At 61.5% G+C, this 14617-nt stretch carries 13 protein-coding genes; 8 read left to right on the forward strand and 5 right to left on the reverse strand.

The genetic code is table 11. The annotated features are described in order from the left end of the window. Positions 1-18 precede the first annotated feature (18 nt). A complete protein-coding gene (locus G9X68_RS24065) occupies positions 19-1233 on the reverse strand; it encodes a ubiquinone biosynthesis hydroxylase (protein ID WP_171604532.1) in 1215 nt (404 codons plus the stop codon). A gap of 83 nt (positions 1234-1316) precedes the next feature. On the opposite strand from G9X68_RS24065, the gene tesB reads away from it, so the two are divergent. The 6 genes from tesB to G9X68_RS24095 all read left to right on the forward strand — a co-directional run bounded on the left by tesB (position 1317) and on the right by G9X68_RS24095 (position 8980). Then, positions 1317-2201, forward strand: coding sequence for an acyl-CoA thioesterase II (gene tesB / locus G9X68_RS24070; protein WP_171604533.1), 885 nt, complete (start codon positions 1317-1319; stop codon positions 2199-2201). A 211-nt stretch (positions 2202-2412) separates the two neighbouring features. Beyond that, positions 2413-2763 (forward strand): P-II family nitrogen regulator, encoded by a 351-nt coding sequence (locus G9X68_RS24075; protein WP_017962468.1) that lies wholly within the window; start codon positions 2413-2415, stop codon positions 2761-2763. Between the two features lie 27 nt (positions 2764-2790). Beyond that, the gene (locus G9X68_RS24080) at positions 2791-4218 is read left to right on the forward strand and encodes an ammonium transporter (protein WP_171604534.1); all 1428 of its coding nucleotides are present in this window, start codon (positions 2791-2793) and stop codon (positions 4216-4218) included. Positions 4219-4466: 248 nt separating this feature from the next. Then, entirely contained in the window at positions 4467-7160 is a 2694-nt protein-coding gene (locus tag G9X68_RS24085) for a DNA translocase FtsK (RefSeq protein ID WP_171604535.1), read from the forward strand. A 139-nt stretch (positions 7161-7299) separates the two neighbouring features. After that, on the forward strand, positions 7300-7968 hold the full coding sequence (locus G9X68_RS24090) for an outer membrane lipoprotein carrier protein LolA (RefSeq protein ID WP_171604536.1): 669 nt from the start codon (positions 7300-7302) through the stop codon (positions 7966-7968). Between the two features lie 208 nt (positions 7969-8176). After that, positions 8177-8980: an exodeoxyribonuclease III gene (locus tag G9X68_RS24095; RefSeq protein ID WP_026230959.1), complete on the forward strand. Its 804-nt coding sequence runs from the start codon at positions 8177-8179 to the stop codon at positions 8978-8980. Between the two features lie 48 nt (positions 8981-9028). Here G9X68_RS24095 and G9X68_RS24100 read toward each other — a convergent pair whose 3' ends face one another. Then, a complete protein-coding gene (locus G9X68_RS24100) occupies positions 9029-9484 on the reverse strand; it encodes a cyclic nucleotide-binding domain-containing protein (RefSeq protein WP_029870886.1) in 456 nt (151 codons plus the stop codon). Positions 9485-9622: 138 nt separating this feature from the next. Beyond that, positions 9623-10306, reverse strand: coding sequence for a response regulator transcription factor (locus G9X68_RS24105; RefSeq protein WP_027666953.1), 684 nt, complete (start codon positions 10304-10306; stop codon positions 9623-9625). A 167-nt stretch (positions 10307-10473) separates the two neighbouring features. Between G9X68_RS24105 and G9X68_RS24110 the strand changes: the two genes are divergently transcribed. Then, positions 10474-10995, forward strand: coding sequence for a L,D-transpeptidase family protein (locus G9X68_RS24110; protein WP_171604537.1), 522 nt, complete (start codon positions 10474-10476; stop codon positions 10993-10995). 128 nt (positions 10996-11123) lie between these two features. Then, entirely contained in the window at positions 11124-11954 is an 831-nt protein-coding gene (locus G9X68_RS24115) for an aldo/keto reductase (RefSeq protein WP_171604538.1), read from the forward strand. A gap of 157 nt (positions 11955-12111) precedes the next feature. On the opposite strand, the gene leuC is transcribed toward G9X68_RS24115, so the two are convergent. Next, the gene (gene leuC, locus G9X68_RS24120; protein ID WP_020052055.1) at positions 12112-13521 is read right to left on the reverse strand and encodes a 3-isopropylmalate dehydratase large subunit; all 1410 of its coding nucleotides are present in this window, start codon (positions 13519-13521) and stop codon (positions 12112-12114) included. A 281-nt stretch (positions 13522-13802) separates the two neighbouring features. After that, the gene (locus tag G9X68_RS24125) at positions 13803-14615 is read right to left on the reverse strand and encodes an amino acid ABC transporter permease (RefSeq protein WP_171604539.1); all 813 of its coding nucleotides are present in this window, start codon (positions 14613-14615) and stop codon (positions 13803-13805) included. Positions 14616-14617: the final 2 nt, after the last annotated feature.

Consider the following 14617-nt stretch of genomic DNA (forward strand, 5'->3'; position numbering starts at 1 on the left):
CCGGGAATTGCGTAAAGGTTAAATCGTCTCTCCGGCAAGCAGGCGCGGATTGTCCTTTGCCGTCGTTCCGGCCGCCTGGCCGATGAAGAAGGATTTGAGACGCGGCAGCCGGTCGACGATGCCGAGGCCGACGTCGCGGGCGATGCGGATCGGCGTCGCGTCGTTGGAGAAGAGCCGGTTCAACACGTCCGTCGTCACTCCCATGCGGAAAGTGTCGAAGCGCCGCCAGGTCTGGTAGCGCTCGAGAATGTTGATCGAGCCGATATCGAGGCCGAGGCGGTCGGCCTCCACCACGGTCTCGGCGAGTGCCGCCACATCCTTGAAGCCGAGATTGAGGCCCTGACCCGAAATCGGGTGGATGCCGTGGGCGGCGTCGCCGGCCAGCGCGAAACGCGGCGCGACGAAGGCGCGGGCGAGGGTGAGGCCGAGCGGGAAGGCGCGCTTGTCGCCGATCACTTTCAGGTTCCCAAGCTTGTGGCCGAAGCGGCGTTCGAGCTCTTCCTCGAAGATCAGGTCGTCGGCGGCGACCAGCCGGTCGGCATCATGCGTGCGCTCCGTCCAGACGAGCGAGGAGCGGTTATTCTTCAGCGGCAGGATGGCGAAGGGACCGGCCGGCAGAAAATGTTCCTCGGCGCAGCCGTCATGCGGCCGCTCGTGTTCGACCGTCGCAACGATGCCGGACTGGCCGTAGTCCCAGGTGACGGTCTTGATGCCGGCGAGATCGCGCAGCGTCGAGCGCACGCCGTCGCAGGCAACCAGCAGCCGGGTTTCCAGCGCGCTGCCGTCCGAAAGCGTGACGGTGACATGGGTGTCATGGGTCTTCAGCTCCGTGGCGCCGAGCCCGTGGCGGATGTCGATGCCGAGCCGGTCGCAGGCGCCGCGGAGTGCCGCGACCATCGCGACATTCGGGATCATATGGGCGAAAGGCCGGCCGTCGGCCACTTCTCCATCGAAGGTCAGAAAAACCGGACGCACCGGATCGGAGGTCTTGGAATCGGTGACGATCATTTTGGTGATCGGCTGGGCTTCCGGCTCGATCTCGTTCCAGATGCCGAAGACCTCGAGCATCTTTGCCGCCGCCGCGATGATGGCGGAAGCGCGCGTATCGTTTTTCCAGACATGTTCGGGAGCCGCCTCGACGACGGCGACATTCAGATGCGGGGCGGCCTGTTTGACCGCGACAGCGGCGGAAAGGCCGACGTAACCCCCGCCCACAACCAGCATGTCCAGCATCGCGCCGCTCCCGTACCTTGTGCCTCAGATGTGCTCTATATAGATCATCGCAACTTCACTTCCTACCGCTGGGAGACATAGAAATGACGGGCGAGACATCAGGGCCTTCGGCGATGGAGACGCTGCTTTCGACGCTCGACCTCGAGCCGATCGAGGTCGATATCTTCCGCGGCCGCAGCCCCAAGGTCGGCTGGCAGCGGGTCTTCGGCGGCCAGGTGATCGGCCAGGCGCTGATGGCGGCGCAGCGCACCATCGAGGGCGAGCGTTTCGTCCATTCGCTGCATGCTTATTTCATGCGCCCCGGTGATCCCACGGTGCCGATCATCTATCAGGCAGAGCGCATCCGCGACGGATCGAGCTTCAACACGCGGCGTGTCGTCGCCATCCAGCACGGCAAGGCGATCTTCGCGCTGTCGGCCTCCTTCCAGGTAGAGGAGCCGGGTTTCGAGCACCAGATCGCGATGCCCGAAGTCGAGATGCCGGAGGCGCTGCTCGGCGAACAGCAGATCAAGGAACAGTATCTCGCGCACGCCCCGGAAGCGATCCGAAAATACTGGCAGCGCGAGCGGCCGATCGAGATCCGTCCCGTCTCGTTGACGCATTATTTTTCCGACAGGAAGCTCGATCCCAAACAGGACGTCTGGGTGCGCGCCACCGGGCCGGTTCCCGACGACCGGCTCTATCAGGCGGCGGTGCTTGCCTATCTTTCGGACATGACGCTGCTCGATACGTCGCTCTATGCGCACGGAACGTCCATTTTCGACCAGAGCCTGCAGGTGGCGAGCCTCGATCACTCCATGTGGTTCCACAGACCCTGCAAACTCGACGACTGGCTGCTTTATACGCAGGACAGTCCGTCGGCTTCAGGCGCCAGAGGATTAACCCGGGGGTGCTTGTTTACACGATCGGGTAGCTTGATCGCATCGGTCGCGCAGGAAGGCCTGATTCGGAAAAAGGCAAATGAATAAAAAGTGTGCAACTTTATAAATTTGCGCGTTATTTGTGCGCTTATTGGCCGATCATTTGCCTGTTTATTGGCACTATTTATTATAACCCTTACTTTTCAATAACTTACGAACTGCCTCGAATCTGGCACGCCCCTTGAATGTGTATTGGCCGGTCGCTGTTCAGGAACGTCAGCGGCAAGGAGAGTCGGCTCCGCGCCGAGGATAACGAAGGATGGGAAACCAGATGAAAATTGTGATGGCCATTATCAAGCCGTTCAAGCTCGATGAGGTCCGCGAAGCCCTTACGGCGATCGGTATTCAGGGGCTGACCGTAACCGAGGTGAAGGGTTACGGGCGCCAGAAAGGGCACACCGAAATCTATCGCGGCACCGAATATGCAGTCAGCTTCCTGCCGAAGCTCAAGATCGAAATCGCGGTTGCATCGGAACTCGTCGACAGGGCGGTCGAAGCCATCGCGGCAGCGGCCAAGACCGGTCAGATCGGTGACGGCAAGATCTTCGTCTATTCGATCGACCATGCCGTGCGCATCCGTACGGGCGAAACCGATTCAGAAGCGCTGTAAGAACGGCAGATCAAGGAGCTTTTTCCAATGTCAATTTCGAAGTTTTCTTCCACCTTTGCGCGTCTTTGCGCAGCTTCGGCCGCCCTTTTGGCGCCGGCCGTCGCTTTCGCGCAGGAGGCTGCACCAGCCGCCACTGCCGCTGCTGCTCCTGCTCTCACCATGGACAAGGGTGACAATACCTGGATGCTCGTCTCCTCGGCGCTCGTCCTTCTGATGACCATCCCCGGCCTTGCGCTTTTCTACGGCGGTCTCGTCCGTGCCAAGAACATGCTCTCGGTGCTGATGCAGGTCTTCATGATCACGGCCGTCGTGGCGCTGATCTGGGTGACCTATGGCTATTCGCTCGCCTTCACCGACGGCGGTTCGCTGAACAGCTTCGTCGGAGGCTTCTCCAAGGCCTTCCTCGCCGGCGTCAACACCTCGTCGCTCGTCGAAACCTTCTCGAAGGGCGTCGCCATTCCGGAATACACCTTCATCGTGTTCCAGATGACCTTCGCCTGCATCACGCCCGGCCTTATCGTCGGCGCATTCGCCGAACGCATCAAGTTCTCGGCCGTCATGCTCTTCGTCGTGCTCTGGGTGACTTTCATCTACTTCCCGATGGCACACATGGTCTGGTTCTGGGGCGGTCCGAGCTCCTACACCTCGCCGGCCGGCCTGATCTTCTCCTACGGCGCAATCGACTTTGCCGGCGGCACGGTCGTTCACATCAATGCCGGTATCGCGGGCCTCGTCGGCGCCATCATGCTCGGCAAGCGCACGGGCTATAAGAAGGAAATCATGGCTCCGCACTCGATGACGCTGACCATGGTCGGCGCCTCGCTGCTCTGGGTCGGCTGGTTCGGCTTCAACGCCGGCTCCAACCTCGAAGCCAACGCCTATGCCTCGCTTGCCTTTATCAACACCTTTGTCGCAACGGCTGCTGCCGCTGTGTCCTGGTGCATCGTCGAAAGCCTGACCCGCGGCAAGGCTTCCATGCTGGGTGGCGCTTCCGGTGCGGTCGCCGGTCTCGTTGCCATCACTCCGGCGGCAGGCTTTGCCGGCCCGATGGGCGCGATCGTTCTCGGCCTCATCGTTTCGCCGGTCTGCTACTTCTTCGTCGACGTCGTGAAGAACAAGTTCAACTACGACGACAGCCTCGATGTCTTCGGTGTCCATTGCATTGGCGGCATCATCGGCGCTCTCGGCACCGGTATCCTCGTCAACCCGGCACTCGGTGGTGCAGGCATCGTCGACTATTCCACAGCCGACTTCGCAGCCTCCTATGCTGGCACGGCAACCCAGGTCTGGAACCAGGCCAAGGGCGTGCTGACGACGCTGCTGTGGTCCGGCATCGGCTCGGCGCTCCTCTACAAGATCGTCGACGTCATCATCGGCCTGCGTGTCACCGTCGAAGCCGAACGCGAAGGTCTCGACCTTTCGACCCACGGCGAAGCCGCCTACCACTCTTCCTGATCACAGGGTTTGCGGCGCCCGGCAGAAGGGCGCCGCTTCACAGCCCGTCGCGGCCTATTTAACCATAGACCGCATTTGGCCCGGACCTTTCAAGGTTCGGGCTTTTTTCATTTCTCGGTTCGGAATGCACGTCCAGGCATGCATGGTTAACATCGCTTTAACCCGGCTCTGATTAGGTAGAGCGGACGCATTTTGGCACCGAAGCTTCAGCGATTCGCGTGTCCTCAGGCATTGGACGGGTTAGACACATGGCAAGAAGCACGTCGCCGGCGATGGATGGCCGTCCGGATCGGTTCTCCTTCTCGGCATTCATGCTGCGGCAGATCCAGGCGCTCATCGGCTTTGCGATCTTTCTGCTGCTGGCGTTCTGCGTCGCGGCACTGGCGACATGGAATGTTGCGGATCCGAGCTATTCCTATGCGACCGCCAACCTGCCGACGAATATTCTCGGCTATAGCGGCGCTGCCTTTGCCGATATCGTCATGCAGTTCCTCGGCCTTGCCAGCGTCGTTTCGATGTTGCCGATCGTCGCCTGGGCGCTGACGCTGATCTCGGGCCGCCGCTTCAGCCGTATTCCTGCCCGTACCGGCGCCTGGTTCGGCGGTTCGGTGCTCTCTTGCGCCGTCCTTGGCTGCTTTCCGCCGCCGCTCACCTGGCCGATCCCGAACGGCATCGGCGGTGTCATCGGCGACATGATCCTGCGTTTTCCCGCACTCTTCGTCGGCGCCTATCCGACGGGCACCTTCGCCATGGTCGTCGGCTGCATCTTCGCCGCGCCGACCGCCTGGCTGATGCTCTTTGCATCGGGGCTCGTCGGCCGCAGCGACGCCGACGAGGAGATCGAGGAAGACTACGTCGATACGCGTAGCAAGGCCCGCGTCGTCGGAGACGAGGACGAGGAGGAAGACGAGTCCCGCTGGGTCGCTCTCAGCGGTGCCGTGACGCATGCCTGGTACATGGGCCAGGGCCGGCTGCGTCGGCTCTTCGGCATGGGGCCGCGCAAGCGGCGCCAGGGCGATTACGAATCACCTTATGATTTCAACGATGACGAGTTCGGCACACTGAACGAACCCGTCCGCGCCAAGGCGCCGACCGTCCGAGGCGAGCGCATGGAGCCCTCGATGGAGCCATCGATGGGGGCAAGGACGGCTTCGCCGCGGCGCATCGTCTCCGCGCCATCGTTTTCCATCGATGACGATGACGATAATGACGACGACCTGCCCTTCGATAACGACATGCCGCCGCGCCCGGCCGATATCCTGCCCGACGACGATGACGACGACTGGATGATCCGCGCGCCGGCAAAGGCGGCCGGCAAGCCGGAACCGCGCGTCGTCCCCGTGGTCGCGCGTCCGAAGCCCAGCGCCCGCATCGAGCGGGAGGCGCAGGGCTCGTTCATCCGTCCCGAAGGCTTCCAGCTTCCCTCGATGCATCTGCTCGCCGAACCGAAGAATGTCGTGCGCGACTCCACGCTTTCGGCCGATGCGCTGGAACAGAATGCCCGCATGCTCGAAGGCGTGCTCGAAGATTTCGGCGTCAAGGGCGAGATCATCCATGTCCGCCCCGGCCCTGTCGTCACGCTTTACGAATTGGAGCCGGCCCCCGGTATCAAGTCGTCGCGCGTCATCGGCCTTGCCGACGATATTGCCCGCTCGATGAGCGCCATTGCCGCCCGCGTCGCCGTCGTGCCCGGCCGCAACGCGATCGGCATCGAATTGCCGAATCAGACGCGCGAGACCGTCTATCTACGTGAACTCATCGCCTCGCGGGATTTCGAAGGCAGCAAGGCGAAGCTCGCCATGGCGCTCGGCAAGACGATCGGTGGCGAAGCCGTCATCGCCGATCTTGCCAAGATGCCGCACCTGCTCGTCGCCGGCACCACTGGCTCGGGCAAATCGGTCGCCATCAACACGATGATCCTGTCGCTGCTCTACCGCATGACGCCGGAGCAGTGCCGGCTGATCATGATCGACCCGAAGATGCTCGAACTCTCCGTCTATGACGGCATCCCGCATTTGCTTTCGCCTGTCGTCACCGATCCGAAGAAGGCCGTCGTCGCGCTTAAATGGACCGTGCGCGAGATGGAAGAGCGCTACAAGAAGATGTCGAAGATCGGCGTGCGCAACATCGACGGCTTCAACACCCGCGTCGAGCAGGCGCTGTCGAAGGGCGAGGCGATCTCGCGCACGGTGCAGACCGGCTTCGACCGCCATACCGGCGAGGCGATGTACGAGACCGAAGAATTCGATCTGCGGCCGATGCCCTATATCGTCGTGATCATCGACGAGATGGCCGACCTGATGATGGTCGCCGGCAAGGATATCGAAGGCGCCGTCCAGCGTCTGGCGCAGATGGCGCGTGCCGCCGGTATTCACGTGATCATGGCGACACAGCGTCCCTCCGTCGACGTCATCACCGGCACGATCAAGGCGAACTTCCCGACCCGCATTTCCTTCCAGGTGACCTCGAAGATCGACAGCCGTACCATTCTCGGCGAACAGGGCGCCGAACAACTGCTCGGCATGGGCGACATGCTCTACATGGCGGGTGGCGGGCGTATCCAGCGCGTGCACGGTCCGTTCGTTTCGGATGTCGAGGTGGAAGAGATCGTCTCCTACCTGAAGACCCAGGGCTCGCCGCAATATCTCGACGCGATCACCGCCGATGACGACGAAGATGGCGACTACGGCGGTGGTGGCGGCGGTCCGGCCGGCACGTCCAATCTTTCCGAATCGGAAGATCCCTACGACCAGGCGGTCGCCATCGTGCTGCGCGACGGCAAGGCGTCGACCTCCTACGTCCAGCGCCGGCTCGGCATCGGCTATAACCGTGCGGCCTCGCTCGTCGAGCGTATGGAGAAGGAGGGCATCATCGGACCGGCCAACCATGCCGGCAAACGCGAGATTCTCGTTCCGACCGAAGGCGACATCCTCGACCGTTGACATTACAGGCATATATTTCCGATGCAGCCGCTTTTGCGGAAACCTGATAGCATCGAAGCCGTTACCTCTCGCAGGCCGATCGCAACGCCTTGAAGACGCCGCCTTTCGGCAGCATGCAGATCGCATAAAGGAGATTTAGATGAGTCACTCCGATACCTTCCTCTCCGGCCTGACGGTAACGCGCCGCCACCTTCTCGGCGCCTTTGCCGTCGCGGCGATAGCGAGCGCCATTCCCCTCGGTGCTTACGCGCAGGCGGCAGCTCCCGCCTCCGGCACCGCGCAGGCGATCGCCGATCATTTTTCCGGCGTCACGACGATGCAGGGCGAATTCGTGCAGTTCGGCCCGCGCGGCGAGCAGACCGGCGGCAAGTTCTTCATCCAGCGCCCCGGCAAGCTGCGCTTCAACTATGACGATCCGTCGCCGATGCGAGTGATCGCCGACGGCAAGAACGTCGCCATCGGCAATATGAAGCTGAAGACCTGGGATCTCTATCCGCTCTCCAAGACCCCGCTCAGCCTGCTTCTGGCGCAGCGTATCGATCTGTCGGCCGGCATGGTGAAGGGCGTGAAGGAAGAGTCTGACCTGACGACGATCGCACTCGGCAACAATACGGTGTTCGGAAACTCGACCATTACCATGATGTTCGACCCGAAGACCTACGACCTGCGTCAGTGGACGATCACCGACAATCAGGGCAAGGACACCTCGGTGATGATCTTCAATGTCAAAACCGGCATGCAGTTCGACGATCGCGTCTTCCGCGTGCCCTATGAGACCATTCCAGGCACGCCTCAGTCGCGCAACTGAGGGCTTTTCGGTTGATCGGCTGCTCCTTTTACAAGATCCGGATGTTTTCAGGCCGGCTTGGCTTGAAAACATCCGGATCTCTATCAAAGATTTGAGCATGATGTCGTCCGAAAAGCGCTCACACTTTTCGGCATCATGCTCATGGCCGGTTCCCTCGCGTCTGCCTTTGTTTTAAAGCCCTTTCATGAAAGCGTGAAAGGGTTTGGGCATGGGTTTTTCGATCACCACCTGGAATATCAATTCGGTGCGGCTGCGCATGCCGATCGTCGAGCAACTCGTTCTCAAGCACAGGCCCGATATCCTCTGCCTGCAGGAAACCAAGGTGACGAACGAGCTGTTTCCGGCGGCACCACTCAGGGCGATGGGCTACAATCACATCATCATCCATGGCCAGAAGGGCTATCACGGCGTGGCGATCGCCTCGCGCATTCCGTTGACCGAGGATCACCGGCAGGATTATTGCGGCGTCGGCGATGCGCGCCATATCTCGGCGATCTTCGAGCACGGCAATCGCCGCGTTCGGCTGCATAATTTCTACGTCCCAGCCGGCGGTGACGAGCCGGATCGCACGATCAACCCGAAATTCGGCCACAAGCTCGATTTCATCGAGGAGATGAAGCTGCTGAAAGCCAATGGCGAGGCCAACACCTCGGCCATCCTCGTCGGCGACCTCAACATCGCGCCGCTGGAGCATGACGTCTGGTCGCACAAGCAGCTTCTGAAGATCGTCAGCCATACGCCTGTCGAAACCGAGGGGCTGCTCGAGGTGATGAAGCGCGGCGCCTGGCTCGATCTGATGCGCCAGCATGTGCCTGAAAACGAGAAACTCTATACCTGGTGGAGCTACCGCGCCAAGGACTGGGAGGCCGCCGACCGCGGCCGCCGTCTCGACCATATCTGGTCGTCGTCAGATCTCGGGCCGCATCTCAAGCGGATAGAAATCCTGAAGGAGGCGCGCGGCTGGGACCGGCCCTCCGACCACGTACCGGTCACGGCGCATTTTGATTTCTAAAACGATGCGGTTCAGCTTTCCTAAAGCGCAGAACTGCTCTAACCGGGATCAGTTGAAGCGGTAGAACTGGCTTGCGGCCTTTGCCGCGAGTTCGGCAAGATTGTCGCGGATCCGGTTCTCGATCAGCCGGGCTGCGTCCGGATATTCCTCGATCAGCCGGTGGAAGAGGGCGCGGGTGATGCGGATGATGCTGGTATCCTCGCGTGCTACCGCGGTGAACTTGCGCTCCACCAACGTCACCAGCGCCAGCTCGGAAACCAGGGTTCCCGGACCGGCGATCCCCCCTGTCCTCTGCATGCCGTCGCTGCTCGTCGCGCTCAGCTCCAGGCTGCCGCTGAGGATGACATAGGCGCTCTCGGCGGGCGAGCCCTGGCGAAACAGCATCTGGCCAGCGGCAATCATGCGCCGGTCGGCGCCGAAGGCGATCAACCGCAGCTGATCCTCGTTCATGTCCTTGAACAGAGGAAGCTGCGCGAGCATGTGAATGTCGTCGGTCAGCGCCATGCGGGCTTTTCGCCTTAGAGCAATTCCAGCAAAGTGCCTGGCGGTTTTGCCAGGCAAAGCGTGAAACGCTTTTGCCGGGAATTGCGTGAAAACAAAGAGATAGAGCACTTCCGTTATTCAGGGAAAAACGGAAATGCTCTAGGGTATGATCTTGTAGCCGCCGTTTTCCGTGACGAGGATTTCGGCGTTGGAGGGGTCGCGCTCGATCTTCTGGCGCAGGCGGTAGACGTGGGTTTCCAGCGTATGCGTCGTCACGCCGGAATTATAGCCCCAGACCTCTTCGAGCAGTATGTCGCGGGTGACGACCTTTTGTTCGGCGCGGTAGAGATAGCGGATGATCGCCGCTTCCTTTTCCGTCAGCCGGATCTTCTGGCCGTTATCGGTGGTCAGGAGCTTCTGGCTCGGCTTGAAGAGGTAGGGGCCGACGGTGAAGGTCGCGTCCTCGCTCTGCTCATGCTGGCGCAGTTGCACGCGGATGCGCGCGAGCAGCACGGCGAACCGGAAAGGCTTGGTGACATAATCGTTGGCGCCGGCTTCGAGACCGAGGATCGTGTCCGAATCGGTATCGTGGCCGGTCAGCATGATGATCGGCGCCTTGAAACCGCCCTTGCGCAGCAGCTTCACTGCCTCGCGGCCGTCCATATCGGGCAGGCCGACATCCATGATCAGCAGGTCGATCGGCATCGAGCGGGCGGTCGCGACACCTTTGCCGGCGTTAGCTTCCTGCAGAACCGTGAATTCCTCATACAGCGACAATTGCTCCGTCAGCGTCTGTCGAAGGTCATCGTCGTCATCCACCAGAAGAATGGTGCGTGCGGTCATGCCGTTTGCGTCCTCATGTTAAGTCCCCTAGTCCTACGCCAAATTCCTGGTTTGGCAAGGATCGGGCAGCGGGCTGTTGCCGGGTCGGTTTCGATATGATTTCAATCGAAGCCCCAGACAAGGCACGACATGCGAGAAAAATGGAAAAAGCAAGGCAGAGGCGAGGTATGACGCCGTCGACGATCATGGTGCGTCCTGCGCCGGGGCGCAAGAGCCGGGCGATCGTCCAGCTTGGCGCCATCACCGTGCCTGCTGCGATCGGCCGCTCCGGCCGCACCGTGATGAAACGCGAGGGCGACGGCGCCACGCCGATCGCCTCGATGAGGTTGATATCCGGCTTCCGGCGCGGCGAGCGGAACGGCCGGCTCGTCACTTCCCTTTCCATCCGCCGCATCCGCCCCGACATGCTCTGGTGCGATCAGTCTGGCAATGCCAGCTACAACCGCCTCGTGCGCGCGCCGTTCAGCGCAAGTCACGAGGAGATGTGGCGCAGCGACGGGCTCTACGATATCTGCCTGGTGATGGACTGGAACATTTCCTCGCGTGCGCGCAATCGCGGCTCGGCGATCTTCTTTCATCTCATCCGGCCAGGCTACGAGCCGACGGCGGGTTGCGTGGCGGTAAGCCTGCGCGACATGCGCCGCCTGCTGCCCCACCTTCGAAAGGGAACGATTGTCCGCGTCGTCTGATTGTCTTCCGGATGCGGCCGCCTATATGTTTTCGGTGACCGAACGCTCGGGCTGAAATGCGTTCAGGGACGCCCCATAGGGGCGCAACTCATGCCTCGTCCAATTCTTCAAACTCCCGGAGATATATTGTGACCGCTCAACCCATCATCACTTTCCATGACGGACATTCCATTCCACAAGTCGGCCTTGGCGTCTGGCAGACGCCGCAAGATATTGCCGCTCCCACCGTGCGCACGGCGATCGCCGCCGGCTATCGTCACATCGATACCGCTTCCGGTTACGACAACGAAGAGGGCGTCGGTGAAGGCATCCGCTCTTCCGGCCTCGACCGCAAGGATATCTTCGTCACCACCAAGCTCAGGAATACCGATCAGGGCTATGACAATACGCTGCGCGCCTTCGACGGCAGCCTGAAGAAGCTCGGTTCCGAATATGTCGACCTCTATCTCATTCACTGGCCATCGCCGCATCGCGGCCTTTATACCGAGACCTGGAAGGCTTTCGTGCGCATCCGCGAAGAGGGCCGCGCCCGCTCGATCGGCGTGTCGAATTTCTACCCTGAACATCTCGAGCGTATCATCGGTGAAACCGGCGTTGTTCCCGTCATCAACCAGATCGAGCTGCATCCCGATTTCCAGCAGAAAGCGGCGCAGGAGGCTCATCAGAAGCTGAATATCGCCACCGAATCCTGGAGCCCGCTCGGCCAGGGCAAGTTCATCTCGAACGCGGTGATCGGCGAGATCGCCAAGAAGCATCAGAAGACGCCGGCCCAGGTCATCATTCGCTGGCACATCGACACCGGCCTCGTCGTCATCCCGAAATCGGTAACGCCGTCGCGTATCGAGCAGAATTTCCAGGTGTTCGACTTCAAGCTTGATGCCGACGATATGGCCGCGATCGCTAAACTCGACAGCGCCGGTGCCCGCATGGGGCCGGATCCGCACACGGCGACCTTCTGATCGTCGTCTCGACTATCGGCAAGTCAATGGTCGTCCCGCAAAAGACCGCATCTGGTGGCCGTCGCAAAAGCGATTGAGGCGGGGCGGCATAAAACGTGAAAGCCCACCGATGCGCAGGGGCATCGGTGGGCTTTTGATTATCATCCGTTTTGACGGATCAGTTCCACTCGCGGATATCGACGAAGTGCCCGGCGATCGCGGCTGCGGCTGCCATTGCCGGCGAGACGAGGTGCGTGCGGCCCTTGAAGCCCTGACGGCCTTCGAAGTTGCGGTTCGAGGTCGAAGCGCAGCGTTCGCCCGGCTTCAGGCGGTCGTCGTTCATGGCAAGGCACATGGAGCAGCCCGGCTCGCGCCAGTCGAAACCGGCGGCCTTGAAGATCTTGTCGAGGCCTTCGGCTTCCGCCTGTTCCTTGACGAGGCCGGAGCCCGGCACGATCATCGCGTCGACGGTTGGGGCAACCGTCTTGCCTTCGACGACCTTGGCGACTTCGCGCAGATCCTCGATGCGGCCGTTGGTGCAGGAGCCGATGAAGACGCGGTCGAGCGTGATGTCGGTCATCTTCGTGCCCGGCTTCAGACCCATATAGTCGAGCGCGCGCCACTTGGAGGTGCGCTTGGTTTCGTCCGGAATGTCGTCCGGGTTCGGAACGATGCCCTGGACGGAGATGACATCCTCGGGCGAGGAGCCCCAGGAAACGATCGGCGGCAGGCTGGCGGCGTCGAGCACGACGACGCGGTCGTAATGAGCGCCTTCGTCGGTCTGCAGGGTCTTCCAATAGGCGATCGCCTGTTCCAGCGCCTCGCCCTTCGGCGCGCGCGGCTTGCCCTTGATATATTCGAAGGTCTTTTCGTCCGGGGCGATCAGGCCGGCGCGGGCGCCGCCTTCGATCGTCATGTTGCAGATGGTCATGCGGCCTTCCATCGACAGCGCGCGGATCGCTTCGCCGGCAAATTCGATGACGTGGCCGGTGCCGCCGGCCGTGCCGATCTCGCCGATGATGGCAAGGATGATGTCCTTGGCGGTGACGTGCGGCGGAAGCACGCCGTCGACCCGCACCAGCATGTTCTTCGCCTTCTTCTGGATCAGCGTCTGGGTCGCCAGCACATGCTCGACCTCGGAGGTGCCGATGCCGTGTGCCAGCGCGCCGAAGGCGCCATGCGTCGAGGTGTGGCTGTCGCCGCAGACGATGGTCATGCCGGGCAGGGTGAAGCCCTGTTCCGGACCGACGATGTGGACGATGCCCTGGCGCTTGTCGCTTGCCGAATAATATTCGACGCCGAATTCGGCGGCATTGGTCGCCAGCGCTTCCACCTGGATGCGGCTTTCCTCGTTCTTGATGCCGAGATGGCGGTCGGGCGAGGTCGGAACGTTATGGTCGACGACGGCGAGCGTCTTTTCCGGCGCGCGAACCTTGCGGCCGGTCATGCGCAGGCCTTCGAACGCCTGCGGCGAGGTGACTTCGTGGACCAGATGGCGGTCGATGTAGAGAAGACAGGTGCCGTCTGCCTGTTCGTCGACCAGATGATCGTCCCAGATCTTGTCGTAGAGGGTACGCGGTGCGCTCATGGCGTAAGTCCGTTTTTCTAAAGCTTTTGGAAAATCGAGAATGCGGATCAGGCTCCGCGGCCGTCATTCGATCAACGAAGTCGGCTGTTGAGCGCACCGGACACGCACGCAAAAAACCGCGCCGGCAGGCGATAATGGTCCTGCAGCACGAAAATATGCGCGCCAATGCATCTGAACTTGGATTCCATGGCCCTGCATATAGCGATTTTTCGCGGCGGCTTCAATTTGAATCATCAGCAGACGCTCTGCGGCCTCTCAGCGGCGCGGCGGGTATTGATTGCTTACCGCGACTTCATCCATTTCTCCGTCCGCCGCAGCGCCAGCGACAGGCCGATCGTCAGGATCAGATAGATATAGGTGACGATCGAATAGGTCTCGAAGAAGCGGAAGGAACCGGCGGCATAGACCTTGCCCATCTGGGTGATGTCGGCGACGCCGAGCACCGAGACGAGCGAGCTGTCCTTCACCATCGAGACGAAATCGTTGGAGAGCGGCGGGAAGATCACCCGGATCGCCTGCGGGAAGACGACGGAACGAAAGCGCCGGTAGCGCGACAGGCCAAGCGCCTTGGCCGCCTCGATCTGGCCCAGATCGACCGACTGGAAACCGGCCCGGAAGATTTCGGCGATGAAGGAGGAATAGCCGACCGTCAGCGCGATGATCGCTCGCCACATCAGCGAGAGATCGCGCACCAGGATGGGCTCGGCCACGCCTGATGTCACCAGCGGTGAAATCAGGAAATTATAGCCTGCAACCAGAGCCGGCGCGCCGACGAAGGCGACGTAGAACAGCAGCACGAGGATCGGGATGCCGCGGATGATCTCGATGTAGAATCGCGCAATCTGCCGCAACACCTGGCTGTCGGCCATGCCGAGCAGGCAGATGCCGAGGCCGAGCACGGTGGCGAGCACGAAGGCGACCAGCGTGACGAAGACGGTGATGCCGACACCGTTGACGACGGTGCGGAAGACCTGGGCGTAGATATCGTTGGCAACGATGACGGCGGCAAGGATGATGCCGATCGCGACAAGCGCGACCAGCCACCAGGGATAGTCATCCTTGACGTATCTGTCGGGAGATGGTCGCAAGGCCATCA

Source organism: Rhizobium changzhiense (assembly GCF_013087625.1).
GTDB classification, from domain to species: Bacteria; Pseudomonadota; Alphaproteobacteria; order Rhizobiales; family Rhizobiaceae; genus Rhizobium; species Rhizobium sophorae.

What these genes read in the sequence shown, in the direction of transcription:
- G9X68_RS24090 (WP_171604536.1), top strand. Translation starts at nt 7,300, where the DNA reads ATGAGTCACTCCGATACCTTCCTCTCCGGCCTGACGGTAACGCGCCGC.
- G9X68_RS24100 (WP_029870886.1), bottom strand. Translation starts at nt 9,484, where the DNA reads ATGGCGCTGACCGACGACATTCACATGCTCGCGCAGCTTCCTCTGTTC.
- G9X68_RS24075 (WP_017962468.1), top strand. Translation starts at nt 2,413, where the DNA reads ATGGGAAACCAGATGAAAATTGTGATGGCCATTATCAAGCCGTTCAAG.
- G9X68_RS24125 (WP_171604539.1), bottom strand. Translation starts at nt 14,615, where the DNA reads ATGGCCTTGCGACCATCTCCCGACAGATACGTCAAGGATGACTATCCC.
- G9X68_RS24110 (WP_171604537.1), top strand. Translation starts at nt 10,474, where the DNA reads ATGACGCCGTCGACGATCATGGTGCGTCCTGCGCCGGGGCGCAAGAGC.
- G9X68_RS24105 (WP_027666953.1), bottom strand. Translation starts at nt 10,306, where the DNA reads ATGACCGCACGCACCATTCTTCTGGTGGATGACGACGATGACCTTCGA.
- G9X68_RS24080 (WP_171604534.1), top strand. Translation starts at nt 2,791, where the DNA reads ATGTCAATTTCGAAGTTTTCTTCCACCTTTGCGCGTCTTTGCGCAGCT.
- tesB (WP_171604533.1), top strand. Translation starts at nt 1,317, where the DNA reads ATGACGGGCGAGACATCAGGGCCTTCGGCGATGGAGACGCTGCTTTCG.
- G9X68_RS24085 (WP_171604535.1), top strand. Translation starts at nt 4,467, where the DNA reads ATGGCAAGAAGCACGTCGCCGGCGATGGATGGCCGTCCGGATCGGTTC.
- G9X68_RS24095 (WP_026230959.1), top strand. Translation starts at nt 8,177, where the DNA reads ATGGGTTTTTCGATCACCACCTGGAATATCAATTCGGTGCGGCTGCGC.
- G9X68_RS24065 (WP_171604532.1), bottom strand. Translation starts at nt 1,233, where the DNA reads ATGCTGGACATGCTGGTTGTGGGCGGGGGTTACGTCGGCCTTTCCGCC.
- leuC (WP_020052055.1), bottom strand. Translation starts at nt 13,521, where the DNA reads ATGAGCGCACCGCGTACCCTCTACGACAAGATCTGGGACGATCATCTG.